This window comes from Modestobacter roseus (assembly GCF_007994135.1).
Lineage (GTDB): Bacteria > Actinomycetota > Actinomycetes > Mycobacteriales > Geodermatophilaceae > Modestobacter > Modestobacter roseus.
In genome coordinates this window covers 3,050,684-3,075,380 of sequence record NZ_VLKF01000001.1, presented here as the reverse complement: position 1 = coordinate 3,075,380, position 24,697 = coordinate 3,050,684, and the positions used below count along the sequence as shown (strand labels likewise).

Genomic DNA, 24,697 nt, shown 5'->3' with positions numbered 1-24,697 from the left:
CTGTTGATGACCGGAGCCGGTACCACCAGCCCGTGGGGCGGGGGGCGCGACACCCAGCGGGACACCGCCTGGCACCGGCCCTCCAGCCCCGCCTCGACGATCGGCCCGTGGCTGCCCGAGGGTGAGCTGGGCGCCGCGCTGGCCGCCGGACTGGGGCGGGTGGAGGACGCGCTGACCACCGCGGTCTCCAGCGAGAACGCCTTCGTCAACGAGGCCGCCGGCCACCTGATGGCCGCCGGGGGCAAGCGGTTCCGGCCGATGCTCGCGCTGCTGGCCGCCCAGCTCGGCGACCCGGACGCCGTGGGCGTGGTCGAGGCCGCCGTCGTCTGCGAGCTGACCCACCTGGCCACGCTCTACCACGACGACGTGATGGACGAGGCGTCCGTGCGCCGCGGGGCGCCCAGCGCCAACAGCCGCTGGGGCAACAGCGTCGCCATCCTGACCGGCGACTTCCTCTTCGCCCGGGCATCCGACCTGCTCGCCGACCTCGGCCCGGAGGCCGTCCGGGTGCAGGCCCAGACCTTCGAGCGCCTGGTCACCGGTCAGCTGCGGGAGACCGTCGGCGCCCAGCCGGGGGAGGACCCGGTCGCCCACTACCTGGCGGTCCTGGCCGACAAGACCGGGTCGCTGGTGGCCACCTCCGCGCGATTCGGCGCCTCCTTCGCCGGAGCCGACGCCGAGCTGGTCACCGCGCTCACCGCGTTCGGCGAGGAGGTCGGCGTCGCCTTCCAGCTGTCCGACGACCTGCTCGACATCGTCAGCACCGACGGCGCCTCGGGGAAGTCGCCCGGCACCGACCTGCGCGAGGGCGTCGCGACCCTGCCGGTGCTGTTCGCCCTCGCCGGTGACGACCCCGCGGAGGCCCGGCTGCGCGAGCTGGTCTCCGGCCCGGTGGTCGACGACACCGCGCACGCCGAGGCGCTGGACCTGCTGCGCGGCTCGGCCTCGCTGGCCCGCGCCACCGCCGTCACCGAGGGGTACGCCGACCGGGCCCGCGCCCGGCTGGCCGCCGTGCCCGACGGGCCGGTGCGCGAGGCCTTGTCCGCCCTGTGCACCTACGTGGTGACCCGCACCAGCTGATCGTGCACGACCGGTCCGAGCCGGGGATGCTGGGGCGGTGACCCGTCGTCTCCGGACCTCGACCGCCCTCGCCGGTCTGCTGCTGCTGGCTGCCTGCGGCGCTGCGCCGGACGACGGGGGAGCCGACCCGGCCGCGGCCGCCCCGACCACCACGCCGTCCGGTGCCCCGGAGCTCGACGTGGAGGTCGTCGCCGACGGGCTGGACCACCCCTGGGACGTCGACCAGGCGCCCGACGGCACGCTGCTGCTCGACGAGCGCGCGGGTGGCCTGACCGCCGTCCTCCCCGACGGCACCGTGCAGCCGGTGGACGCCGACTTCGACGACCTGTTCGCCGACGGCGAGACCGGCCTGATGGGGCTCACCCTGGACCCGGAGTTCGCCGAGGACCGCCGCCTCTACACCTGCCAGGGCGTGCAGGAGGGCGGGAGTGCGGAGATCCAGGTGATCGCCTGGACCGTGTCCGCGGACTGGACGTCGGCGACCCGGGTCGCCGACCCGCTGCTCGGCGGCATCCCGGTCAACGAGGCCAGCGGCCGGCACGGCGGGTGCCGGGTCGAGTTCGGCCCCGACGGCGCGCTGTACGTCGGGACGGGGGACAACGCGGTCGGCACCAACCCGCAGGACCTCGGGTCGCTGGCCGGCAAGGTCCTCCGGATCGACCCGGACACCGGGGAGGCGCTCCCGGACAACCCGTTCACCGGCGACGCCGACGCCGCGGACCGGATCTGGACCTACGGGCACCGGAACGTGCAGGGCCTGGCCGTGCGCCCGGACTCCGACCAGGTCTACTCCGTCGAGCACGGTCCCGACCGGGACGACGAGGTGAACCTGCTGCAGCCCGGGGCCGACTACGGCTGGGACCCGGTCGGCTCGGGCAGCTACGACGAGAGCGTGCCGATGACCGCCGAGGGGGCCGTGCCCGCGGTGTGGTCCTCCGGTGATCCGACGATCGCCCCGTCGGGAGCGACCTTCCTCAGCGGCGAGGACTGGGGCAGCTACGACGGGCTGTTGATGGTCGGCGTGCAGAAGGACACCGGCGTCCTCGGGCTGCGGCTGAGCCCGGACGGCGAGCTGCTGGAGCAGTTCCGCGTGCCCGAGCTGGAGGACTCCTACGGCCGGATCCGCACCCCGGCGCAGGGCACGGACGGGGCGCTGTACCTGACCACCGACAACGGCGGCGGGGAGGACCAGCTGCTCCGGGTCACGCCCCGGCGCTGACCGGGAACCGCAGCGGCCCGCGCAGCACCGTGGCGACCCGGGGCACCGCCCGGCCCGCCACCCGCAGCCGGGGCGCGCGCTCGGCGAGCAGCCGGAGCGCGACCTCGGCCTCCAGCCGGGCCAGCGGGGCGCCGAGGCAGTAGTGCGCGCCGCTGGAGAAGGCCAGGTGCGCGCTGGTCCGGGCGCGACGGACGTCGAAGCGGTCGGGGTCCCGGTGGGCCGCCGGGTCACGCCCCGCGGCCCCGAGCAGCACGAGCACCCCGTGGTCGCGGCGGATCGGCACGCCGTCGACCTCGGTGTCCTCGTGGGCGACGCGGGCGGTCAGCTGCACCGGTGGGTCGAAGCGGAGCGTCTCCTCGACGGCCGCCGCGGCCAGCGACGGGTCGCCGGTGAGGGCGCGCCACTGGCCCGGCTCGGCCAGCAGCGCCCGCACCGCGTTCCCGATCAGGTTCGTGGTCGTCTCGAACCCGGCCACCAGCAGCAGCTGGGCCAGCGCCAGCACCTCGTCGACGGTCGCCCCACCGTCGTCCACGGCGGTGGCCAGGGCGCTCACGACGTCGTCGCCGGGTTCCCGCCGGCGCAGCTCGAGCAGTCCGCCGAACAGCTCCCGCAGGTCGGCGGTGCTGTCGGCCAGCTGCCGGGCGTGGGCGGGTGACCGGACGCCGTCCAGTGCGCTGCCCAGGACGCGGCCCCAGCGGGCGAAGCGCTCGCGGTCGACCGCCGGCACGGCCAGCAGGGCGGAGATCACCGTGATGGGGAGCGGGGATGCCAGGTCGCGCACCAGGTCGAACCGACCCTCCCGTCGGTCCCGGGCCAGGGCCTCGTCCAGCAGCCGGGCGGCGACGTCCTCGGCGACCGCGCGGTACTCCACGAGCCGGTGCGGGGAGAAGGCCGGCTGCGCGAGCCGGCGGAGGCGGGTGTGGTCGGGTGGGTCCAGGGTCAGCAGCGACAGGTCCACCGGCTCGAAGACGGCGGCCGCGGCGCCGCCCGCCCCGCCCTCGTCCATCCGGCGTCGCCCGTCGGCCAGCCGGACGCCGAACCGCCGGTCCCGGAGCACGGCGGCACAGCTGGCGTGGGTGGCCACGGCGGTGATCCCGGTCCGGCTGCGCACCGGCCCGCCGCCCGGCGCGATCTGTGCCGCGCGGAGGTCCCGGTAGACGGGGTAGGGGTCCAGGCGCCACGGCCGGTGCAGCAACCGGGCCACCCGGTCACCGCCGACCGCCAGGGCGAGCCCACCGGTGCGGAGCACCCCGATCTGCAGGCCGAGCCCGGCGTCCGCCCGCAGCCGGGCGAGGCGTTCGTCCACCGCGCTCACCCCCCGCCCCGGACCGCTCAAGAGCATTGAACGCCCGTGGCCCAGGACCTCGCAGGTCCTGGGCCACGGGCGTCCGGCGTCCGGGTCAGGCGGGGACGGTCCAGCTGTCGCCGCCGGCCAGCAGCGCGTCGAGGTCGGCGGGCTCCTGCGCCGCGGCGTCCTCGAGCTGGTCGGCCATCATCCGGTCGTACGTGGGCTTGGCCACCGACCGGAAGACGCCCATCGGGCTGTAGCGCAGGTCCTGGCTGGACAGCCGGGACAGCGCGAAGGCGTACGACGGGTCCTCGCGGTGCGCGTCGTGCACCACGATCTGGCTGGCGTCGACCTGGTTGGTCTCGGCGATCCGCAGGCCGCCGAAGTCGTCGCGGACGACGCAGGAGGCGCCCCCCGGGCCGAAGACGAGCGGCTCGCCGTGCACCAGCGGGATGGTCCACATCGGGCCGGTGGCCGGGTCCTTGAGCAGCTCGAACGCGCCGTCGTTGAAGATGTTGCAGTTCTGGTAGATCTCCACCAGCGACGTGCCCTGGTGCTCGGCGGCCTGGCGCAGCACGTCGGTGAGGCCCTTGCGGTCGGAGTCCATCGCCCGGCCGACGAAGGTCGCGTCCGCGCCCAGCGCGAGCGACACCGGGTTGAACGGGGCGTCGATCGAGCCCATCGGCGTGGACTTGGTGACCTTGCCGACCTCCGACGTCGGCGAGTACTGGCCCTTGGTGAGCCCGTAGATCCGGTTGTTGAACAGCAGGATCGTCAGGTTCACGTTGCGGCGCAGGGTGTGGATCAGGTGGTTGCCGCCGATGGAGAGCGCGTCACCGTCCCCGGTGACGACCCACACCGACAGGTCGGGGCGGGAGGCCGCCAGACCGGTCGCGATGGCCGGGGCGCGGCCGTGGATCGAGTGCATCCCGTAGGTGTTCATGTAGTACGGGAACCGGGAGGAGCACCCGATCCCGGACACGATGACCATGTCCTCGCGGGCGATGCCGAGGCTGGGCAGGAAGCTCTGGACCGCGTTGAGGATGACGTAGTCACCGCACCCGGGGCACCAGCGCACCTCCTGGTCGGTCTTGAGGTCCTTGGCCTTGAGCGCCGTCTGCTTCTCGCCGTTGGCGGCGATCGAGGCGTCGATGGCGCCGGCGATCGTCGTGACGTCCGGGCCGCCGGCGGGCATGCCGAGGTCGTGGACGTGCGCGTTGGTGGACTCGGTGTCGCTGGAGCCGATGGCGGTCACAGGGCCGCTCCCGTCTGTGCTGGGGTGTCGGAGCCGGTGTCGAGGGTGGCGACCGTCCCGGTGGTCCCGTCGATGACGTCCTGGAACACGGCGGCCAGCTCCGCGGCGCGGAACGGCAGCCCGCGCACCTGGGTGTGGCTGTGCACGTCGACCAGGTACTTGGCCCGGAGGACCATGGCGAGCTGGCCGAGGTTCATCTCGGGGCAGACCACCCTGTCGTACCGGGCGAGGATCTCGCCGAGGTCGGCCGGCAGCGGGTTCAGGTGGCGCAGGTGCACCTGGGCGATCGAGCGGCCCGAGGCGCGGATCCGCCGGCAGGCCGCGCCGATCGGTCCGTAGGTGGAGCCCCAGCCGATGACCGCGACCCGGGCGTCGCCGTCGGGGTCGTCGACCTCGGTCGGCGGGATCGAGGCGGCGATGCCGTCGACCTTGGCCTGCCGGAGGCGGGTCATCAGGTCGTGGTTGGCCGGGTCGTAGGAGATGTTGCCGGTCTTGTCGGCCTTCTCCAGCCCACCGATCCGGTGCTGCAGCCCCGCCGTCCCGGGCACCGCCCACGGGCGGGCCAGGGTCTCCGGGTCACGCAGGTACGGGAGGAACTCGCCGTCCTCGCCGTTGGGCTCGGTGGCGAACTCGGTGCGCAGGTCGGGGAGCTCGTCGGTGGCCGGGATCGACCACGGCTCGGCGCCGTTGGCCAGGTAGCCGTCCGACAGCAGGATGACCGGCGTCCGGTAGGTGAGCGCGATCCGCGCGGCCTCCAGCGTGGCGTCGAAGCAGTCGCCGGGGGAGCGGGGCGCGATGACCGGCACGGGAGCCTCGCCGTTGCGGCCGTAGAGGGCCTGCAGCAGGTCCGACTGCTCGGTCTTGGTGGGCAGCCCGGTCGAGGGACCGCCGCGCTGCACGTCGACGACGAGCAGCGGCAGCTCGGTCATCACGGCCAGGCCGATGGTCTCGGCCTTGAGCGCCACACCCGGGCCGGACGTCGTCGTCACGCCCAGCGCGCCACCGAAGGAGGCGCCCAGGGCCGCGCCGATGCCGGCGATCTCGTCCTCGGCCTGGAACGTGCGCACGCCGAAGGACTTGTGCTTGGACAGCTCGTGCAGGATGTCGCTGGCCGGGGTGATCGGGTAGGCGCCCAGGAACACCGGCAGGCCCGAGCGCTGCCCCGCGGCGACCAGGCCGTAGGAGAGGGCCTGGTTGCCGGAGATGTGCCGGTACTTCCCGGGCGCCATCGGCGCCGGCTTGACCTCGTAGGAGACCGCGAAGGCCTCGGTGGTCTCGCCGTAGTTGAACCCGGCGCGGAAGGCGGCGATGTTGGCCGCGGCGATCTGCGGCTTGCGGCGGAACTGCCGCTCCAGGAAGCGGATCGTGCCCTCGGTGGGCCGGTGGTACATCCAGGACAGCAGGCCGAGGGTGAACATGTTCTTGCTGCGCTCGGCCTCCTTCTTGCCCAGGCCGGAGTCCGCGAGCGCATCGGTGGTCATCGAGGTCAGCGGCACGCTCACCAGCTGCCACTTCTCCAGCGAACCGTCCTCGAGCGGGTTGCTGGCGTAGCCCACCTTGGCCAGGTTCCGCGGGGTGAACTCGTCGGAGTCGGCGATCAGCAGGCCGCCGCCGGGGAGGTCGACGAGGTTGGCCTTCAGCGCGGCCGGGTTCATCACGACCAGCACGTCCGGGGCGTCGCCCGGGGTCATGATGTCGTGGTCGGCGAAGTGCAGCTGGAAGGAGCTGACCCCGGGCAGGGTGCCCGTTGGCGCCCGGATCTCGGCGGGGAAGTTCGGCAGGGTCGACAGGTCGTTGCCGAAGCTGGCGGTCTCGCTGGTGAAGCGACCGCCGGTCAGCTGCATGCCGTCGCCGGAGTCGCCGGCCAGCCGGATGACGACGCGGTCGAGCTCGACGACGCTCTTCACCAGGCCGCCGGGGGCGGAGCTGGGCACGGTCGGGTCCACGGCGGGGTGCATGCCGGGGGCAACGCCGTCCGCGCCGGGGGTGATTCCGGGAGTGGTGCCAGTCATCTGTGAGGTACCTCCAACGCGCCAGGTTACGTGCGGGTCGCCGCCACCGACCCGGTCCCGGGCGAACGTGAGGTACCGCACACAGGGTTGCCTGGCCTCACGGCGCCTCCCCGGGTCCCCGGGTCTCCGGGGAACGGGTGCCGGGTCCCCTCCGTTCTGCTGGGCGTGCAACGGTGGAACAACGGTCTGAAGACGGCGGTGCTCCTCGGCCTGATGGCCGGCGCGATCCTGCTCGTCGGCAGCTTCTTCGGTCGGGGCGGCCTGCTGATCGCCCTGGTGGTGGCTCTCGGGGTCAACGGCTACGCCTACTTCAACTCCGACAAGCTGGCCCTCCGGGCGATGCGGGCCTTCCCGGTGACCGAGACCCAGGCGCCGCAGCTGTACGCCATCGTGCGGGAGCTGGCCACCGAGGCGCGCCAGCCGATGCCCCGGCTCTACGTCAGCCCCACCGACCAGCCCAACGCGTTCGCCACCGGGCGGAACCCGCGCAACGCCGCGGTCTGCTGCACCCAGGGGATCCTGGAGCTGCTGGACCGGCGCGAGCTGCGCGGGGTGCTCGCGCACGAGCTCTCGCACGTCTACAACCGCGACATCCTGATCAGCTCGGTGGCCGGGGCCATGGCCACGGTGATCACCTACCTGGCGCACATGGCGATGTTCGCCTCGCTGTTCGGCGGCCGGTCCGAGGACCGGGAGGGTGGCGGCGCGCTGGGTGGCCTGCTGCTGGTGTTCCTGGGCCCGCTGGCTGCCGGCCTGGTGCGGACGGCGATCAGCCGCAGCCGGGAGTACCAGGCGGACGCCTCCGGCTCCGAGCTCTCCCAGGACCCGCTGGCACTGGCCAGTGCGCTGCGCAAGCTCGAGCAGGGCGTGGCCGCCCGCCCGCTGCCGCAGGACGACCGGCTGGTCACCCAGAGCCACCTGATGATCGCCAACCCGTTCCGCGGGGCGGGGATGGCCTCGATGTTCGCCACCCACCCGCCGATGCCGCAGCGGATCGCCCGGCTCGAGGAGATGGCCCGCCGGCTCGGCCGGTAGCGGGAGGGCCCCCTCGCCGGGCGAGGGGGCCCTCCACACGTCACCGGTAGTTGTCGAACTGCAGGGCGACGTCGAGGTCCTTGCCCTTCAGCAGCTGCTGCACCGCCTGCAGGTCGTCGCGCTTCTTGCCGCTGACCCGCAGCTGATCGCCCTGGATCTGCGCCTGCACGCCCTTCGGGCCCTCGTCCCGGATGATCTTCGCGATCTGCTTGGCCTTGTCCGAGGCTATGCCCTGCTGGATCGTGGCGGTGATCTTGTAGCTCTTGCCGGAGGCCTGCGGCTCGCCGGCGTCGAGCGCCTTCATCGAGATGCCGCGCTTGACCAGCTTCTCCTTGAACACGTCCAGCGCGGCCGTCACCCGCTCCTCGGTGTCGGCCGTCAGCGTGACGCCCTCCTCGCCGGCCCAGGCGATCGAGGCGTTGACGCCCCGGAAGTCGAACCGCTGGGAGAGCTCCTTGCCGGCCTGGTTCAGAGCGTTGTCGACCTCCTGCCGGTCGACCTTGCTCACCACGTCGAAGGACGCATCGGCCATCTGGGGTTTCCTCCTCTGCCGCGGGCGGCCCCCTCCCGGTACCCCGGAGACGGCCGACCCTCGTCTTGTACTCTCTTCCCGTACCACCACGGCGGGTTGCCCGAGTGGCCAATGGGAGCGGACTGTAAATCCGTCGGCTTAGCCTACGAAGGTTCGAATCCTTCACCCGCCACGCCTGGTACGAACGGCCCCCGACCCCCGGTCGGGGGCCGTTCCGTCTCCCGGGGTCAGGCCACCGTCGGGGCCCGGGCGCTGGCCACCGCGGTGCGCTCCAGCGGTTCACCGCCGAGGAACAGCCAGCCGAAGGCGATCTCGACCACCCGGGTGCAGCGGACGGTCACCTCGACGCCGTCGGTCGCCGCCGACCAGGCGTCCAGCCGGACCCCGGCGTCGGCGAGCTGGTCGGCGACCGCAGCCTCGGCCCCCGCGCGGGTGAGCGGCAGCTCGGTGCCGACGCCCTGGCGGTAGACGACCGCCTCGTCGGCCTGGTTGGCCGCGGCGAGCGCGGCTCCGTCGCACACCGACTGCACCTCCTGCTGCTCGAGGAAGGCGTCGGAGGCGGCGACGGCCCCGAGCACCATCAGCGCCGCGACCAGCCAGCAGACCAGCACGAAGGGCAGGGTCGACCCGGCCTCGGGGTCGGACCGGGCCGGGTCGGCGGCGGGTGGGCGGGCGTGCACGCGGGCAGCGTAGGGCGCTGACGTCGGGGCCGGCACCGTTGTCCACCGATTGTGGACGGCGCCTGTGGGTGGTGTGGACGACCACCCCGTCCGGCCCGGGTGGCCGAGGGGAGCCTGTGGACGACGCCCGGCCGGGCACGGCGCAGCCCGCAGACTGCCGCCATGGTCATCGAGGTGGTCCCGGCCCGGCTGTACGAGCTGGCGGAGGTGCTGGGGGCAGCGGCCGGCCAGGTCGGCACGTCCGGGCAGGCACTGCTGGGCGGCGCGGTCGGTGGCCCGGTGGGCCCGGAGGTGACCGCGTGCACCGAGGTCCTCCGCACCGCCGCCGGGTGCCTGGCGGCCGAGCTCACCTGGCTCGGCGGTGCGGTGGCCGCCGCGGCGGACTCCTGGCTCGGGCTGGACGGCTCGGTGCGGCCCGTACCAGGGGAGGGACTGCCCCGGTGACCGCCACCCTGCCGAGGCCGGTCGAGCTGCCCGACCCGCCGGGATCGGTGACCGCGCTCGGTGCGGTCCTCGACGAGCTCGGGTCGGCCGCCTTCACCGCCGGCCTGGCGGTCCACCTGCTCCGACCGGCCGCGGTGCTCACCGGCTGGCAGGGCGAGGACGCGCGCGTCGCGGCGGGCGAGGTGGCGGCGGCCCTCGGTGTCGCGGACGGGCTGCACCACGCCCTGACCGTCGTGTCGGGCCGGCTGCGGGAGCACCACGACGGCTGGCTCGGTGCCCTGGCCCGGCTGCGTGCCCTGCGCGAGGACCAGGAGGCCGACGTCGCGCAGGCCCGTGCCGAGTTCGGCCGGCTGCTCGCCGCGGCCCGCACCGGTGACGAGACCGCCCGGGGACGGGCCGAGGCGTTGGCCGCCCGACTCGTCGTGGCGGAGGGCGACCGGGCGGCCGAGCACGCGGCACTCCTCGCCGACCTGGAGCGGGACGCGGCTGAGGCGGCCGGGGTGCTGGCCGCTGCCGGTCAGGGAGTGGCAGGGAGTGGTGGATCGAGGTCGGTCACCGACGTCACCGTGCACCTGGCCGGCCTCCTGCCGGGCTGGGGTGACGGGGCACTGACCACGATGGGCGTCCGCGCCGCGGCCGAGCTGACCGGCCCGGACGCCGCCACGGACACCCGTGACGCCGCCCTCCGGTGGGCCGAGGCGGTGGCCGTGCCGGCGGTGGCCGAGGCCTTCGTCGCCGCGCTCGGCGCGGACGGGCTCACCTTCCTGCTCGCGCTGCTCTCCGAGCAGGCCGGCACGGGCGAGGAGGCGCCGCTCGCCGGGCTGCTGGCGGCCGCGCTCACCTCCGCAGGTGCCGGAGCCCAGCCCACTCCCCGGGTGCGCGAGGTGCTCAGCGCAGTGACGCTGCCGCTGCACGACCCGGACCCGCGGCACGACGAGACGGCGGTCGGCATGGGGGTGGTGCTCGCCGCGCCGGGCGCCGGGGCGGCGCTGGTCGCCGCCTGGGGCAGGCACCTGCTCGAACGTGAGGCGGTCCAGGGGCACCGCGCCGTCGACCGGGTCCCGGCCGGGCGGCCTGACCCGGTGGCGGCGGCGCTCACCGCGATCGTCGGCGCCGGGGATGCCGACGCGGCGAGCCGGTTGCTGCACACCTCCCTCGCCTGGGCCGGCCTGCTGCGCCGGGTGCACGACGACGACGGCTGGACCGCCTCGGCGCTGATCGCGCTGGCCGGCGACGCGACCGACACGGACCACCTCGCCAGGCAGGCACTGCAGGCGCTGGGCCAGGGGCTCGACCCGGCCGACGCCGCGCTCGGCGCCCCCGGGCGGGGGAGCGGGCCGCTGGGCATCGGCGAACCGGTGCACCTCGAGGCGCTCGGTCAGCTGGCGGGCGCGATCGGCATGTTGGTGGCCGACCGGTCGGAGCTGGTCCGCGGCGACCTCGCCGCCGCCGGCACGGGCGAGCCGCTGTCCCCGGCCCAGGACACCGGGCTGCGCGGCCTCGGGCTGCTGCTCACCGAGCCCCCGGCCGAGCAACGGCTCACCAGCAGCCTGGTCGGCGGGCTGGCGCTCGGTGGGGAGCACCGCGCCGAGACGGCCGGCGCCCTGGTCGCCGTCCAGGAGTTCGGGCACCGGGCCCGGTACGCCCTGCGCTTCGCCGAGGAGGTCGTCGACACCCGGGCGTGGACCGCCACCTACGACCTGCTGACCGCGCCGGTGGACCTCGTCCGGAAGGCGAAGGTCGGCGTTCCCGCGGGCGTCGTCGTCGACGTCGGCGCGGTGCTCCTGCAGGCGGACGGGCGGATCCGGTTCGAGCCCGACACGGGGCCGGTGCACACCGCCGAGGACGCCGCGAGGCTGGCGGCGGCCGTCGTCACGGGTGCCGCCGGCGTGCGGCCGTCCGGCGTGGGCACGCCGGCCGGCCGGGCCGCCGTCCAGGCCGGGAGCGCCGGCTTCACCCGCACCTCGGCCGTCCTGACCCTCCCGCCGTTGCCGGCCCGGTACACCGGCAGCACGGCCGGAGCCGTTCTCCACGACGTGGTCGAGGGGCTGGTCTCCGATGCGCTCGGCCCTCCCTCCGAGCGGGAGCGCCGCCCGCGCCCGACTGTGGGGCCCCGCTGAGGTGGTTCACCCGATCGACACCATCGACCCCTGAATTCGTGACTCTCAGTCACGACACCGCGAAAAATTCCGACACGGCAGTGGATGGACTTGCCCGATCGAGTGACCTTCTGCAATGTGATCAACGCGGTGTGTTGCCGGATGACGCTCTGCCCCCGCGTGGGCCGCTGCCGCTCAGCGAGAACTGACAGAGCAGACCGTCATGCCCCGAGGAGACGTCATGTCCAGCTCCACCAGCACCTCCGTCGTCCGTACCGCCACCGCCGACCGCGGCTGGAAGTGGACCCGCGGCTGGAAGTGGACCCGCTGACGACGCGCCCGTGACGTCGGGGCGGGCCCGTCCCCGGGCCGCCCCGACGGGGTGAGACGAGCCCTCCAGGGCGCCGAGCACGCTGTTACCGTCGCCCGACCAGCCTCCTCTAGAGACAGGCTCACGTTGGCCGTTCAGCCGGTCCCCGAGCAGCGGGGGACCTCCCCTCTGCACCGTCCCGGGACGATCGGCGTCCTCACCCTGGTCGCCGCCGCACTCGTCGCGCTCGTGGTGCTGCCCGGGAACTGGGCTCATCCGTCTCCCTGGGCCGTCCTCACCCTGCTGGTCGCGTTCCTGCTGACCGAGTCCGCCCAGCTGGACGTCGAGTTCCGCCGGCAGACCATCTCCTTGTCGCCCACCGAGATCCCGCTGGTGGTCGGCCTGGTCGAGGTGGGCGGCGCCTGGACCGCGGTCTGCCGGGTGGTGGCCGTCCTGGCTGTCATGGGAATCCGGAGCAACCCGCCGGCGAAGCTCGCCTTCAACTCCGGGATCGCGGTGCTGGAGCTGTGTGCCGCGCTGGCGGTGCTCGCACTCCTCCCACCACTGGAGCTCATCGAGCCGCTCAGCTGGGCCAGTCTGGTGCTGGCGGTGCTGAGCGCCAACCTCGTGGGCATGGCCGGGGTCTGCTTGGCGATCACGCTCACCGAGGGCTTCCCGAGCCGGCCGTTCTGGGCGGCGGCCCTGCCGAATGCCCTCTTCGCGCCCCTGAGCGTCGTGGTCGCGGTGATCGCACTGCTGCTCGTCCGGATGACCCCGTGGAGCTGGGTGCTGATCCTGCCGATGCTCCTCGGCGCCCTGGCGATCTTCCGGCAGTCGGCGCGCGCCGCGCGGGAGCGGCGCACGGTGCAGCGCGTCTACGACTTCGCCCGCCGGGTCGAGCTGGTGAGCCCGGACGAAGCGGGCACCCAGGAGATCGTGCGCGCGGTCCGTGAGCTGCTGAACGCCGACCGGGTGGCGCTCTGGCTGCCGCCCTACCTGGACGACGGCCCGCTGCTGCTCGTCGATGCGACCGACGGCGACCTCGGCTGGTACGACGGCCCGGGCGACCCCGACGACCTGTTGCGTCGCCGGGCCACTGCGCCGGACGGCACGGGCGCGGTACTGGTCTCGGCCGCTCGCGCCTCCGCCGACGAGCTCGCCGCGCTGGGCCGCCGGGGAGCGCGGGAGGCCCTCGGCGCCGCCGTGGTCACCGCGGCGGGCGAGCCCGGCTACCTCGAGGTCTGCGACCGGCGCAGCGACAGCGTCACCTTCGCTGCCGCCGACCGGGCGGCGTTGGAGTCGATGCTGACCCACGTCAACGCGGCGATCCGGCAGCAGCAGCTGCTCGGGCAGATCCGGCACGACGCCGACCACGACCGGCTCACCGGGCTGCCCAACCGGCAGCGCCTGGCGGCCGAGATCGACGCGCTGCTGCGGGCCGAGCCCGAGACCGCCCGTGTCGGCCTGGTGCTGGCGGCGCTGGACGGCTACACCAACGTCACCGACACGCTGGGCCACGCCGCCAGTGACGAGCTGCTGATGGTCACCGCGGGGCTGTTGCGCGAGCACGCCCCGCCGCAGGCCGTGCTGGCCCGCATGGAGGGCGGCCAGTTCGCCGTGCTGCTGCCCGGGCTGTCGCTCGCGGCCACCGAGCGGGCCGCCCGCCGGCTGCGGGAGGCGGCGTCCACCCGCGCCCAGGTCGCCGGCCTGGACCTGGAGGTCTCCCTCACCATCGGGGTCGCCGCCGCGCCGGTGCACGGGTCGGACGCCGGCGCGCTGATCCAGCGGGCCGACGTCGCGCTGCTGGCCGCGCACGGCTCCAGCGGCGTCGCCACCTACCACCCGGTGCTGGACCAGCAGAGCCTCCGCCGCCTGCAGCTGGGCACCGAGCTGGAGTCGGCGATCGCCGACGGCCAGATCACCGTGGTGTTCCAGCCGATCGTGGAGACCCGGACGTCCGACATCGTCTCCGTCGAGACCCTGGTCCGCTGGTCGCACCCCCGCTACGGCGACGTGCCCCCGGACGACTTCATCGCGCTGGCCGAGCAGATCGGCCGGATCGGGCCGCTGACCGACCACGTGCTCGACCGGGCGCTGGACCGCTGCCGCCGCTGGCTGGACCAGGACATCGCGCTGTCGGTGGCGGTCAACCTCTCCGCGCACTGCCTCGCCGAGCCGGACCTGGTCGACCGGGTGCGCCGCGCGCTGCGGCACCACGGCGTCCCGGGGGAGCTGCTCACCCTGGAGCTCACCGAGGGCAGCGTCGTCGACGACACGGTGCGCAACGGCACCGTGCTGGCCGACCTGCACGCGCTCGGGCTGCGGCTGTCGATGGACGACTTCGGCACCGGCTACTCCTCGCTCTCCCAGCTGCGTGCGCTGCCCATCGACGAGCTGAAGATCGACAAGAGCTTCGTGCTGGGCATGTCGACCAGCCAGAACGAGTCGTTCATCGCCCGGTCGATCGTCGAGCTGGCGCACAACCTCGGTCTCCGGGTGGTCGCCGAGGGCGTCGAGGACGAGGTGACCCGCGACCTGCTGGCCCAGATGGGCTGCGACAAGGTGCAGGGCTTCCTGGTGAGCCGGCCGCTGCCGGAGGACCGCCTCGAGGGGTGGCTGCTGGCGCGCACCGGGGTGCGCACCGCGGCGCCCGGTGGCACCCACCGCCGGCTGTTCGTCCGCACCTGAGCGGGCTCCCCTGACCGCTTCGCAGGCCCGCGGCGGGCCCCTGCAGAGCGGCCGGAGGCATCAGGTACAGTTCTCCACGGCTCCTCGGAGCAGGCCCCTTTAGCTCAGTCGGCAGAGCGTCTCCATGGTAAGGAGAAGGTCTACGGTTCGATTCCGTAAAGGGGCTCGTACGATCGAGTACCGACCACCGGTCCAGTCGCGAGACCGGGCCGCACGGTCGCCCGGCGGTGTAGCTCAGCCTGGTAGAGCAAGCGGCTCATAATCGCTGTGTCACCGGTTCAAGTCCGGTCACCGCTACTCCAGACGGACCCCGTTCTCGGGGTCCGTCGTCGTGTTCAGCACCTGCTGGGCGCGGGCACCACCCACTGACCAGAACAAGGCGAGGAAGCACACATGGCCGCCACTGACGTCCGTCCGAAGATCACCCTGGCGTGCCAGGAGTGCAAGAACCGCAACTACATCACCCGCAAGAACCGGCGGAACGACCCCGACCGGATCGAGCTGAAGAAGTACTGCCCGACGGACCGCAAGCACACGGTGCACCGCGAGACCCGCTGACCCCAGCGGACGTCGAGGCGAGAGGGCGGGAGCATGGCGCTGGACCCAGGACTGGTCGGGCGCAGCTACCCGCCCTCCGTCGTCTACGAGGTCGGCCGGGAGAAGATCGCCGAGTTCGCCACCGCGCTCGGTGACCCCGACCCGGCCTACCGGGACCCCGCCGCGGCGCGGGCGCTCGGGCACCCGGACGTCATCGCGCCGCCCACCTTCGCGATCGTGCTGAGCCTCGGGGCCGGAAACGTCGTCGTCGGCGACCCGGACGTCGGCATCGACTACAGCCGCGTGGTGCACGGCGAGCAGCGGTTCACCCACCACCGCCCCGTCCGGGCCGGTGACCGGTTGGTCGCCACCGCCACCATCGACGCCGTCCGGTCGGTCGCCGGCAACGACATGCTGACCACCCGGGTAGACCTGGCCACCGAGGACGGCGAGCCGGTCTGCACCACCCGCTCGATGCTCGTCGTCCGGGGCGCCGCGTGAGCCGGCTGCGGGCCGCGGACGTCGTGGTCGGCACCGAGCTCCCCGAGCAGGTCTCCCGGGTCACCCGTGCCGACCTGGTCCGGTACGCCGGCGCCTCGGGCGACTTCAACGTCATCCACTGGAGCGACCGGGTGGCCGGCGAGGTCGGCCTCCCCGGCGTCATCGCCCACGGGATGCTCACCGCCGGGCTCGCGGCCCGGGCCGTCACCGGGTGGGCGGGCGACCCGGGTGCGGTGGTCGACTACCACGTGCGGTTCAGCCGCCCGGTCGTCGTGCCCGACGACGACGCCGGCGCGGAGGTCGCCGTCCGCGGGCGGGTGGCCGCACTGCTGGACGACGGGCGGGTCCGGGTGGACCTCACGGTCACCAGCGGTGGCGACAAGGTGCTCTCCCTGGCCCGGGCCGTCGTCGCCCTCGCCTGAGCGCCTCGACCGAGGAGGCTCCCTGGCGTGTCCGCGCCCCCCGGCCGGAGGGGTCGGGCCCGGCCGTGTTGGCCAGTGCTCCTGCCGGTCCCGTACACTCGTCAGCCTGGGGCCAGCTTGACCCCGCCACCGGCGTGCCCCGGGACCCTCTGGGGCCCGGTACCGCTGCGAGGCGGACCGGTCCCGGGCGGGTGTTCCTGACGGACTCCAGACGTCCTGCGCGAGCGGTGCTCGTGGCAGGCCGGCGGGTCGGCCCGACAGGGCTCCTAGGGGTGTAGCTCAATTGGCAGAGCAGCGGTCTCCAAAACCGCAGGCTGCAGGTTCAAGTCCTGTCACCCCTGCCACCGACCGAGGACCGGCGTCGAGCCGGCGCAGACGATCCATCGAGCAGAGCGAGGCGTTGTGAGCGACAAGGACGGCGAGCCGAACGGCGACCGGCCCGACGCCGAGCAGTTCGACCGCGATGCGCCGGGTGTCGACGACGCCGCTGAGCTCGAGGCCGCCGAGGCGGAGATCGCGGACGAGGCCGAGACCGACGAGGACAAGGTCGTCGCGACGCCCACCCGCCGTCAGCGCGGCACCGGGCGGTCGGGCAGCAGCCCGGCCGGCCGGCCGGGCGAGGGGCGCACCGGCGAGGGCACCCGTTCGCGGGCGGCCGCCGAGCGGGCGCGCGCCGAGGAGCTCCGCGACAAGCGCAGCATCGGCCGGTTCCTCCGCGAGGTCGTCGCGGAGCTCCGCAAGGTCATCTGGCCCGGCCGCAAGGAGCTGATCACCTACACGACCGTGGTGATCATCTTCGTGGCGGTCATGGTCGCGCTCGTCGCCGGCCTGGACATCGTCTTCGCCCAGGGCGTGCTCGCCGTCTTCGGCTGAGCGCCCCGCGAGCTGCACCACACCCCAGGAGGAAGAGACCACGTGACTGACCCCCGCGAGCCCTTCGAGACCGACAACGCCGTCGAGGGCACCGACCTCGACGACGCGCGGTTCGACGTGCGCGGCACCGCCGACCTCGAGACCGGAGCCGACGAGCCCGGCGCCGCCGAGGGGTCCAGCGACACGACCGACCAGGACACCGAGACCGGCGTCTCCGACGTGGTCCCCGCGGTCGAGTCCGGTGAGCCGGACACCCTGGCCAGCGACCCGGAGCCCGAGCCGGCGCTCGACCACGACCCGCTGGTCACCGAGACGGTCGCGGCGGCCGAGGAGGCCGACGAGGACCCCCGGGAGGCGCTGCGGAAGACGCTGCGCACCCAGTTCGGCGACTGGTACGTCATCCACTCGTACGCCGGTTACGAGAACAAGGTGAAGACCAACCTGGAGTCCCGCATCACGTCGCTGGACATGGAGGACTACATCTTCCAGATCGAGGTGCCCACCGAGGAGGTCACCGAGATCAAGAACGGCAAGCGGACCCAGGTCAACCGGAAGAAGCTGCCCGGCTACCTGCTGGTCCGGATGGACCTCAACGACGAGTCCTGGGGCGCGGTCCGCAACACCCCCGGGGTCACCGGCTTCGTGGGCGCGACGTCGAAGCCCTCGCCGCTGAGCATCGACGAGGTCGTCAACCTGCTGGTCGCCGACACCCCGGCGAAGCCGGCCGCGGTGGCGACCGAGACCAGCTCGCCCGCGGCCGGCCCGGTGCCCACGGTCGAGTTCGAGGTCGGCGAGTCGGTCACCGTCATGGACGGGCCGTTCGCCACCCTGCCGGCCACCATCAACGAGATCAACGCCGAGCAGCAGAAGCTGCAGGTCCTGGTCTCCATCTTCGGTCGCGAGACGCCCGTCGAGCTCTCGTTCACCCAGGTCGCCAAGATCTAGTCGAGGCCTCCGGGCCACGACGACGACGTCCCAGTCAGTCAGGAAGAGGAAGAAGTCATGCCCCCCAGGAAGCGGTTGACCGCGGTCATCAAGCTCCAGATCAACGCCGGTGCGGCCACCCCCGCCCCGCCCGTGGGCCCGGCCCTCGGTCAGCACGGCGTGAACATCATGGAGTTCTGCAAGGCGTACAACGCCGCCACGGAGTCGCAGCGCGGCAACGTGATCCCGGTCGAGATCTCGGTCTTCGAGGACCGGTCGTTCACCTTCGTCACCAAGACCCCGCCGGCCGCGCGCATGCTGCTCAAGGCCGCCGGTGTCGAGAAGGGCTCGGGCGAGCCGCACAAGACCAAGGTCGCCACCGTCACGCGCGACCAGGTCCGGGAGATCGCCCAGACCAAGATGGCCGACCTGAACGCGAACGACCTCGACCACGCCGAGAAGATCATCGCCGGCACCGCCCGGTCGATGGGGATCACCGTCCAGTGAGGGAAGCCGCCGGCTGACGGCGGCGTTCCACCACCGGGTCCGACGGACCCGGACAGCAACTGTGGGAGGGCCTCGCCGGCCCGCGCACCACACGACCCCCGATCCGGGGGGAAGGAGCACCACCATGGCGAAGCACGGCAAGAACTACCGCAAGGCCGCCGAGCTGGTCGACGCGGACGGGCTGTACAGCCCGCTGCAGGCCGCCGGCCTGGCCAAGCAGACGTCGACCACCAAGTACGACGCGACCGTCGAGGTCGCGATCCGGCTCGGCGTCGACCCGCGCAAGGCCGACCAGATGGTCCGCGGCACGGTCAACCTGCCCCACGGCACCGGCAAGACCGCCCGCGTCATCGTCTTCGCGACCGGCGACAAGGCCGCCGAGGCCGAGGCCGCCGGCGCCGACGTGGTCGGCTCGGACGACCTGATCGAGCGCATCCAGGGCGGCTTCCTGGACTTCGACGCCGCGATCGCGACCCCGGACCAGATGGCCAAGGTCGGCCGCATCGCCCGCATCCTGGGCCCCCGTGGCCTGATGCCGAACCCGAAGACCGGCACCGTGACCCCCGACGTCACCAAGGCGGTCAACGACATCAAGGGCGGGAAGATCAACTTCCGCGTGGACAAGCAGGCCAACCTCCACCTGGTCATCGGCAAGGCCTCCTTCGACGAGACCAAGCTGGTGGAGAACTACGCCGCGGCCCTCGACGAGGTCCTCCGCGCCAAGCCCTCCGCGGCCAAGGGGCGGTACGTCAAGAAGGTCACCATCTCCACGACCATGGGCCCGGGCATCCCGGTCGACCCGAACCGCACCCGCAACCTGACCGTCGACGAGGCCAACGCCTGACCGACACGGTCTCACCGGACGGCGCCGCCCCCTCCTGGGGTCGGCGCCGTCCGTCGTCCCGGGGGCGTGTTGACGCCGGACGGGGTCCCCGAGGGGCGATGTGGCGAAGGCGGTTGGCGCAAACCCCCGGCCATGCCGTAGTCTTCCCCCCGTTCCCCCCATGACCGCTTGGTCGTCGCACGTCCGCGTGCGATCGAAGGTCCGGATCACCGGACGGCCCGCGCAGGTGGACGGTTCGATGAGAGCGTCGGAGCCCGGGTCGTCCCGAGGTCACCGGCCTTCCTCGCCCCGTGCGCCGTGCGCCGGGGCGTTCCTCGTCTCCGGGCCCCGATCGTGTGCGAGCGCGCACCGGCCGGTGGTCGCCCGACAGCGAGAGGAGGCCCATGCCCACGCAGGCCAAGGACGCCGCGATCCAGGAGATCACCGAGCGTTTCCAGGCATCAAGCGCGGCCGTGCTCACCGAGTACCGCGGGCTGACCGTGGCGCAGCTGACCGAGCTGCGTCGTTCCCTCGGTGCGGGCAGCAGCTATGCCGTCGTCAAGAACACCCTGACGAAGCGGGCGGCGGACTCGGTCGGTTTCTCCGACCTGGGTCCGCTCCTGAACGGCCCCACCGCGATCGCCTTCGTCGAAGGTGACCCGGTGGAGGCCGCGAAGGCCATCCGCGACTTCGCGCGCGCCAACCCGTCGCTCGTCGTCAAGGGTGGCGTGGTCGACGGCCGCACGGTCGACGCCTCCGAGGTCACCCGCCTCGCCGACGTCGAGCCGCGCGAGGTCTTGCTGGCCAAGCTGGCCGGCGCGATGAAGGGCAACCTGACCAAGGCCGCCGGGCTGTTCCAGGCCCCGCTGTCGCAGGTCGCCCGTCTGGCCGCGGCACTGCAGGAGAAGAAGCCCGCCGAGGGCGCTCCTGCTGCCGACGAAGCTGCTGCTGCTGACACCACCCCCGAGACCACCGACGCTGCCGCGGACACCGCGGCCAGCGACGCCTGACCCACCAAGGAGACACCATGGCCAAGCTTTCCACCGACGAGCTGCTCGACGCCTTCAAGGAGATGACCCTCCTCGAGCTGTCGGACTTCGTGAAGCAGTTCGAGGAGACCTTCGAGGTCACCGCCGCCGCTCCCGTGGCCGTCGCGGCCGCCGGCCCCGCCGGTGGTGGCGCTGCCCCCGAGGCCGCCGCCGAGCAGGACGAGTTCGACGTCATCCTCGAGGCTGCCGGCGACAAGAAGATCCAGGTCATCAAGGAGGTGCGCGGCCTGACCTCGCTCGGCCTCAAGGAGGCCAAGGACCTGGTCGACAACGCGCCGAAGCCGATCCTGGAGAAGGTCGCCAAGGACGCTGCCGAGAAGGCCAAGGCCGCCCTCGAGGGCGCCGGCGCGACCGTCACCGTCAAGTGACCCCCTGCCCGGCGTGAGCCGGGCTGCACGACCCGACAGGGGCCGTCCTCCGCGTGGAGGGCGGCCCCTGCGGCGTTCGGCGGCCGATCCACAGCCGCCCGGCGTGCCTGCCCGCACCCGGCCGGTCCACTGGCATCATCGGGGGGCGGCAACACCCCACCCGCACGGTCGAGAGTCCCGGGAGCCACGGCGTCCCGGTCGGGCGTCGGGGACCACGGTGGGCGCCGGGCACCCCGACGGGTGTGTTCCGCGCCGCACCGGCGGCCCGACGTGGACACCGGCGTGCATCAGGGGTAGGGTCTCCTGTTGCGCTGCCCTCTGACTGCCAGCCCGTCGAGACGGGTCAGCAGGAGTGCCCGGGAACGGCTCCGGGCGACCTTGTGTTGACCCTACTGACGGGGCAGGCATCCGCGGTCAGCCTCGCCGACAACGACGACGACCCAGGACGAACTGCACCCACCGCCCGCACGTCGTGAGGTCCTCGAAAGGACGCATCTTGGCAGGCTCTCGCCCCACCAGCATCACCCCCGGCACCACCGAGTCCCCCAGCAGCACCCCGGCCGCGGTCGAGCCGCAGGCCGGGCCCCGCACGGGTGGCACCGACCACCAGAAGATCCCCGGCGCGCCGCTCCGCGTCTCGTTCGCCAAGATCCACGAGCCGCTCGAGGTCCCGGACCTGCTCGGCCTGCAGACGGCCTCGTTCGAGTGGCTGGTCGGCAGCCCCGTCTGGCGCGCCACCCTCGCCCCCGAGGAGCAGGCCGACGCCGTCGGTGGTCTGGCCGAGATCCTCGAGGAGATCTCGCCGATCGAGGACTTCAGCGGGTCGATGTCGCTGTCCTTCTCCAACCCGCGCTTCGAGGACGTCAAGGCGTCCCTCGAGGAGTGCAAGGACAAGGACATGACCTACGCGGCGCCGCTGTTCGTCACCGCCGAGTTCATGAACAACACCACGGGCGAGATCAAGAGCCAGACGGTGTTCATGGGCGACTTCCCGGTCATGACGAACAAGGGCACGTTCGTCATCAACGGGACCGAGCGCGTCGTCGTCTCCCAGCTCGTCCGCAGCCCTGGCGTCTACTTCGACAAGACGCTGGACAAGACCTCGGACAAGGACGTCTTCAGCGCCAAGGTCATCCCCAGCCGCGGTGCGTGGCTGGAGTTCGACGTCGACAAGCGCGACACCGTCGGCGTCCGCATCGACCGCAAGCGCCGCCAGCCGGTCAGCGTGCTCCTCAAGGCGCTGGGCTGGACCGAGGACCGCATCCGCGAGCACTTCCAGTGGTCGCCCACGATGCTGGCCACCCTGGAGAAGGACCACATCGCCGGGCAGGACGAGGCGCTGCTGGACATCTACCGCAAGCTGCGCCCGGGCGAGCCGCCGACGCGTGAGTCCGCGCAGGCGCTGCTGGAGAACCTGTTCTTCAACCCCAAGCGCTACGACCTGGCCAAGGTCGGCCGGTACAAGGTCAACAAGAAGCTCGGCGTCGAGGCCCCCACCGCGACGACGACGCTGACCGAGGACGACATCGTCGCCACCATCGAGTACGTGGTTCGCCTGCACGCGGGCGAGCCCGACCACGGCGTCGACGACATCGACCACTTCGGCAACCGCCGGCTGCGCACCGTGGGCGAGCTGATCCAGAACCAGATCCGGGTCGGCCTCTCCCGCATGGAGCGCGTCGTCCGCGAGCGGATGACGACCCAGGACGTCGAGGCGATCACGCCGCAGACCCTGATCAACATCCGGCCGGTCGTCGCCTCCATCAAGGAGTTCTTCGGCACCAGCCAGCTGTCGCAGTTCATGGACCAGACCAACCCGCTCGCGGGCCTGACCCACAAGCGCCGCCTGTCGGCGCTGGGCCCGGGTGGTCTGTCGCGTGAGCGCGCCGGCATGGAGGTGCGCGACGTGCACCCCAGCCACTACGGCCGGATGTGCCCGATCGAGACCCCTGAGGGCCCGAACATCGGCCTGATCGGCTCGCTGTCCTCCTTCGGCCGGGTCAACCCCTTCGGCTTCATCGAGACGCCGTACCGCAAGGTGGAGAACGGTCAGGTCACCGACCAGATCGACTACCTGACCGCCGACGAGGAGGACCGCTTCGTCGTCGCCCAGGCCAACTCCCCGCTGGACGCCACCGGCCGCCTGGCCGAGGAGCGGGTCCTGGTCCGCACCAAGGGCGGTGAGGTCGACTACCTCGCTCCCGAGAACGTCGACTACATGGACGTCTCGCCGCGCCAGATGACCTCGGTCGCGACGGCGATGATCCCGTTCCTCGAGCACGACGACGCGAACCGTGCCCTCATGGGCGCGAACATGCAGCGTCAGGCCGTCCCGCTGCTGCGCAGCGAGGCGCCGCTGGTCGGCACGGGCATGGAGCTGCGTGCGGCGGTCGACGCCGGCGACGTCGTGGTGGCCGAGAAGGCCGGTGTGGTCGAGGACTCCACCGCCGACTACGTCACCGTCATGGCCGACGACGGCACCCGGCAGACCTACCGGCTGCTGAAGTTCCAGCGCTCCAACCAGGGCACCTCGATCAACCAGAGCCCGGTGGTCGAGGAGGGCCAGCGGGTCGAGGCCGGTCAGGTCGTCGCCGACGGTCCCTGCACCGACGAGGGCGAGATGGCGCTGGGCAAGAACCTGCTCGTCGCCTTCATGCCGTGGGAGGGCCACAACTACGAGGACGCGATCATCCTGTCGCAGCGCCTCGTGCAGGACGACGTCCTGTCCTCGATCCACATCGAGGAGTTCGAGGTCGACGCCCGCGACACCAAGCTCGGTGCCGAGGAGATCACCCGGGACATCCCGAACGTCTCCGAGGAGGTCCTCGCCGACCTCGACGAGCGCGGCATCATCCGCATCGGTGCCGAGGTCGTCCCCGGCGACATCCTCGTCGGCAAGGTCACGCCCAAGGGCGAGACCGAGCTGACCCCCGAGGAGCGGCTGCTGCGGGCGATCTTCGGTGAGAAGGCCCGCGAGGTGCGCGACACCAGCCTCAAGGTGAAGCACGGCGAGTCGGGCAAGGTCATCGGCGTCCGGGTCTTCTCCCGCGAGGACGGCGACGAGCTCCCCGCCGGCGTGAACGAGCTCATCCGGGTCTACGTGGCCCAGATGCGCAAGATCAGCGACGGCGACAAGCTGGCCGGGCGCCACGGGAACAAGGGCGTCATCTCCAAGATCCTCCCGCAGGAGGACATGCCGTTCCTCGAGGACGGCACCCCGGTCGACATCGTGCTCAACCCGCTGGGCGTGCCCGGCCGGATGAACGTCGGCCAGGTGCTGGAGACCCACCTCGGGTGGATCGCCAAGACCGGCTGGGAGGTCGAGGGCACCCCGGAGTGGGCGGCTCGGCTCCCCGGCGCCGCGCGCCAGGCCGCCCCGGGCACCCGGACCGCGACGCCCGTGTTCGACGGCGCCAAGGAGGACGAGATCATCGGCCTGCTGGGCTCGACGATCCCGAACCGCGACGGCAACCGCATGGTCAAGGAGACCGGCAAGGCGCGGCTGTTCGACGGCCGCTCCGGCGAGCCGTTCCCCGAGCCCATCTCGGTCGGCTACGTCTACATCCTGAAGCTGCTGCACCTGGTCGACGACAAGATCCACGCCCGTTCGACCGGCCCGTACTCGATGATCACGCAGCAGCCGCTGGGTGGTAAGGCGCAGTTCGGTGGCCAGCGGTTCGGCGAGATGGAGTGCTGGGCGATGCAGGCCTACGGCGCGGCCTACGCGCTGCAGGAGCTGCTCACCATCAAGTCCGACGACATCCTCGGCCGCGTCAAGGTCTACGAGGCCATCGTCAAGGGCGAGAACATCCCGGAGCCGGGCATCCCCGAGTCGTTCAAGGTGCTGCTCAAGGAGCTCCAGTCGCTCTGCCTGAACGTGGAGGTCCTCTCCGGCGACGGCCAGGCGATCGAGCTGCGCGACACCGACGACGAGGTGTTCCGGGCCGCGGAGGAGCTGGGCATCGACCTGTCCCGCCGCGAGCCCTCCAGCGTCGAGGACGTGTGATCGGCGGCCGGCCGGCCCTGGTAGCGGGGCCGGCCGGCGCCCTCC

21 protein-coding genes and 4 tRNA genes are annotated in these 24,697 nt (G+C 72.8%); 20 read left to right on the top strand and 5 right to left on the bottom strand.

Features of this window, described 5'->3' with window-relative positions; genetic code table 11:
• Nucleotides 1-6: 6 nt before the first annotated feature.
• Nucleotides 7-1,080 (top strand): polyprenyl synthetase family protein, encoded by a 1,074-nt coding sequence (locus tag JD78_RS14595; RefSeq protein WP_153359773.1) that lies wholly within the window; start codon nt 7-9, stop codon nt 1,078-1,080.
• Between the two features lie 37 nt (nt 1,081-1,117).
• The gene (locus tag JD78_RS14590; protein WP_194290456.1) at nt 1,118-2,299 is read left to right on the top strand and encodes a PQQ-dependent sugar dehydrogenase; all 1,182 of its coding nucleotides are present in this window, start codon (nt 1,118-1,120) and stop codon (nt 2,297-2,299) included.
• Here JD78_RS14590 and JD78_RS14585 read toward each other — a convergent pair.
• The 3 genes from JD78_RS14585 to JD78_RS14575 form a co-directional block, all read right to left on the bottom strand.
• Nucleotides 2,283-3,605 carry a cytochrome P450 gene (locus tag JD78_RS14585; RefSeq protein WP_153359775.1) on the bottom strand — a complete coding sequence of 441 codons (1,323 nt, stop codon included), beginning with the start codon at nt 3,603-3,605 and terminating at the stop codon, nt 2,283-2,285. The two genes, JD78_RS14590 and JD78_RS14585, sit on opposite strands and share 17 nt — an antisense overlap.
• 94 nt (nt 3,606-3,699) lie before the next feature.
• Nucleotides 3,700-4,842, bottom strand: coding sequence for a 2-oxoacid:ferredoxin oxidoreductase subunit beta (locus JD78_RS14580; RefSeq protein ID WP_166521205.1), 1,143 nt, complete (start codon nt 4,840-4,842; stop codon nt 3,700-3,702).
• Entirely contained in the window at nt 4,839-6,776 is a 1,938-nt protein-coding gene (locus JD78_RS14575; protein ID WP_243731051.1) for a 2-oxoacid:acceptor oxidoreductase subunit alpha, read from the bottom strand. The genes JD78_RS14580 and JD78_RS14575 overlap by 4 nt, the downstream gene beginning before the upstream one ends.
• Nucleotides 6,777-7,019: 243 nt before the next feature.
• On the opposite strand from JD78_RS14575, the gene htpX reads away from it, so the two are divergent.
• Nucleotides 7,020-7,889: a zinc metalloprotease HtpX gene (gene htpX, locus JD78_RS14570; RefSeq protein WP_153359777.1), complete on the top strand. Its 870-nt coding sequence runs from the start codon at nt 7,020-7,022 to the stop codon at nt 7,887-7,889.
• Nucleotides 7,890-7,929: 40 nt separating this feature from the next.
• Here the strand turns inward: htpX and JD78_RS14565 are convergent, their stop codons facing one another.
• Nucleotides 7,930-8,421 carry a YajQ family cyclic di-GMP-binding protein gene (locus JD78_RS14565; protein WP_153359779.1) on the bottom strand — a complete coding sequence of 164 codons (492 nt, stop codon included), beginning with the start codon at nt 8,419-8,421 and terminating at the stop codon, nt 7,930-7,932.
• Nucleotides 8,422-8,511: 90 nt separating this feature from the next.
• Here JD78_RS14565 and JD78_RS14560 point away from each other — a divergent pair.
• Nucleotides 8,512-8,593 (top strand) — tRNA-Tyr (locus JD78_RS14560).
• A gap of 55 nt (nt 8,594-8,648) precedes the next feature.
• Here JD78_RS14560 and JD78_RS14555 read toward each other — a convergent pair.
• The gene (locus JD78_RS14555) at nt 8,649-9,101 is read right to left on the bottom strand and encodes a pilus assembly protein TadG-related protein (RefSeq protein ID WP_153359781.1); all 453 of its coding nucleotides are present in this window, start codon (nt 9,099-9,101) and stop codon (nt 8,649-8,651) included.
• A gap of 162 nt (nt 9,102-9,263) precedes the next feature.
• Here JD78_RS14555 and JD78_RS14550 point away from each other — a divergent pair, with 162 nt between their 5' ends.
• From JD78_RS14550 to rpoB, 16 genes are all read left to right on the top strand, one after another.
• A complete protein-coding gene (locus JD78_RS14550) occupies nt 9,264-9,545 on the top strand; it encodes a hypothetical protein (RefSeq protein WP_153359783.1) in 282 nt (93 codons plus the stop codon).
• Nucleotides 9,542-11,665, top strand: a complete 2,124-nt coding sequence (locus JD78_RS14545; protein ID WP_153359785.1) for a hypothetical protein — start codon at nt 9,542-9,544, stop codon at nt 11,663-11,665. Before JD78_RS14550 ends, JD78_RS14545 begins: the two co-directional genes overlap by 4 nt.
• Before the next feature lie 436 nt (nt 11,666-12,101).
• Nucleotides 12,102-14,642 (top strand): putative bifunctional diguanylate cyclase/phosphodiesterase, encoded by a 2,541-nt coding sequence (locus JD78_RS14540; RefSeq protein WP_153359788.1) that lies wholly within the window; start codon nt 12,102-12,104, stop codon nt 14,640-14,642.
• 93 nt (nt 14,643-14,735) lie between these two features.
• Nucleotides 14,736-14,808: transfer RNA gene (locus JD78_RS14535), tRNA-Thr, on the top strand.
• 57 nt (nt 14,809-14,865) lie between these two features.
• Nucleotides 14,866-14,939 (top strand) — tRNA-Met (locus JD78_RS14530).
• Nucleotides 14,940-15,035: 96 nt separating this feature from the next.
• Complete coding sequence (gene rpmG / locus JD78_RS14525; RefSeq protein ID WP_014742879.1) at nt 15,036-15,200, top strand: 50S ribosomal protein L33; 165 nt, start codon at nt 15,036-15,038, stop codon at nt 15,198-15,200.
• Between the two features lie 33 nt (nt 15,201-15,233).
• Entirely contained in the window at nt 15,234-15,680 is a 447-nt protein-coding gene (locus tag JD78_RS14520; RefSeq protein ID WP_153359790.1) for a MaoC family dehydratase N-terminal domain-containing protein, read from the top strand.
• Nucleotides 15,677-16,102, top strand: a complete 426-nt coding sequence (locus JD78_RS14515; protein WP_153359792.1) for a MaoC/PaaZ C-terminal domain-containing protein — start codon at nt 15,677-15,679, stop codon at nt 16,100-16,102. The genes JD78_RS14520 and JD78_RS14515 overlap by 4 nt, the downstream gene beginning before the upstream one ends.
• A gap of 268 nt (nt 16,103-16,370) precedes the next feature.
• Nucleotides 16,371-16,446: transfer RNA gene (locus JD78_RS14510), tRNA-Trp, on the top strand.
• Between the two features lie 58 nt (nt 16,447-16,504).
• Nucleotides 16,505-16,975, top strand: coding sequence for a preprotein translocase subunit SecE (secE, locus tag JD78_RS14505; RefSeq protein WP_228395120.1), 471 nt, complete (start codon nt 16,505-16,507; stop codon nt 16,973-16,975).
• A 42-nt stretch (nt 16,976-17,017) separates the two neighbouring features.
• Nucleotides 17,018-17,920 carry a transcription termination/antitermination protein NusG gene (gene nusG / locus JD78_RS22630; RefSeq protein WP_194290457.1) on the top strand — a complete coding sequence of 301 codons (903 nt, stop codon included), beginning with the start codon at nt 17,018-17,020 and terminating at the stop codon, nt 17,918-17,920.
• Between the two features lie 57 nt (nt 17,921-17,977).
• Nucleotides 17,978-18,406 carry a 50S ribosomal protein L11 gene (rplK, locus tag JD78_RS14495; protein ID WP_153359795.1) on the top strand — a complete coding sequence of 143 codons (429 nt, stop codon included), beginning with the start codon at nt 17,978-17,980 and terminating at the stop codon, nt 18,404-18,406.
• A gap of 124 nt (nt 18,407-18,530) precedes the next feature.
• Nucleotides 18,531-19,250, top strand: a complete 720-nt coding sequence (gene rplA / locus JD78_RS14490) for a 50S ribosomal protein L1 (RefSeq protein WP_153359797.1) — start codon at nt 18,531-18,533, stop codon at nt 19,248-19,250.
• 383 nt (nt 19,251-19,633) lie between these two features.
• Nucleotides 19,634-20,239 (top strand): 50S ribosomal protein L10, encoded by a 606-nt coding sequence (rplJ, locus tag JD78_RS14485; protein ID WP_153359799.1) that lies wholly within the window; start codon nt 19,634-19,636, stop codon nt 20,237-20,239.
• Nucleotides 20,240-20,256: 17 nt separating this feature from the next.
• A complete protein-coding gene (gene rplL, locus JD78_RS14480; protein WP_153359801.1) occupies nt 20,257-20,646 on the top strand; it encodes a 50S ribosomal protein L7/L12 in 390 nt (129 codons plus the stop codon).
• A 496-nt stretch (nt 20,647-21,142) separates the two neighbouring features.
• Complete coding sequence (gene rpoB / locus JD78_RS14475) at nt 21,143-24,652, top strand: DNA-directed RNA polymerase subunit beta (protein ID WP_228395121.1); 3,510 nt, start codon at nt 21,143-21,145, stop codon at nt 24,650-24,652.
• The last annotated feature ends 45 nt before the right edge of the window (nt 24,653-24,697 follow it).

Bases quoted from the DNA above. Each gene is read 5' to 3' on its own strand.
- rplK (WP_153359795.1), top strand. From the start codon at position 17,978: ATGCCCCCCAGGAAGCGGTTGACCGCGGTCATCAAGCTCCAGATCAAC.
- rplJ (WP_153359799.1), top strand. From the start codon at position 19,634: ATGCCCACGCAGGCCAAGGACGCCGCGATCCAGGAGATCACCGAGCGT.
- JD78_RS14595 (WP_153359773.1), top strand. From the start codon at position 7: ATGACCGGAGCCGGTACCACCAGCCCGTGGGGCGGGGGGCGCGACACC.
- JD78_RS14520 (WP_153359790.1), top strand. From the start codon at position 15,234: ATGGCGCTGGACCCAGGACTGGTCGGGCGCAGCTACCCGCCCTCCGTC.
- JD78_RS14550 (WP_153359783.1), top strand. From the start codon at position 9,264: ATGGTCATCGAGGTGGTCCCGGCCCGGCTGTACGAGCTGGCGGAGGTG.
- rplA (WP_153359797.1), top strand. From the start codon at position 18,531: ATGGCGAAGCACGGCAAGAACTACCGCAAGGCCGCCGAGCTGGTCGAC.
- JD78_RS14565 (WP_153359779.1), bottom strand. From the start codon at position 8,421: ATGGCCGATGCGTCCTTCGACGTGGTGAGCAAGGTCGACCGGCAGGAG.
- rpmG (WP_014742879.1), top strand. From the start codon at position 15,036: ATGGCCGCCACTGACGTCCGTCCGAAGATCACCCTGGCGTGCCAGGAG.
- rplL (WP_153359801.1), top strand. From the start codon at position 20,257: ATGGCCAAGCTTTCCACCGACGAGCTGCTCGACGCCTTCAAGGAGATG.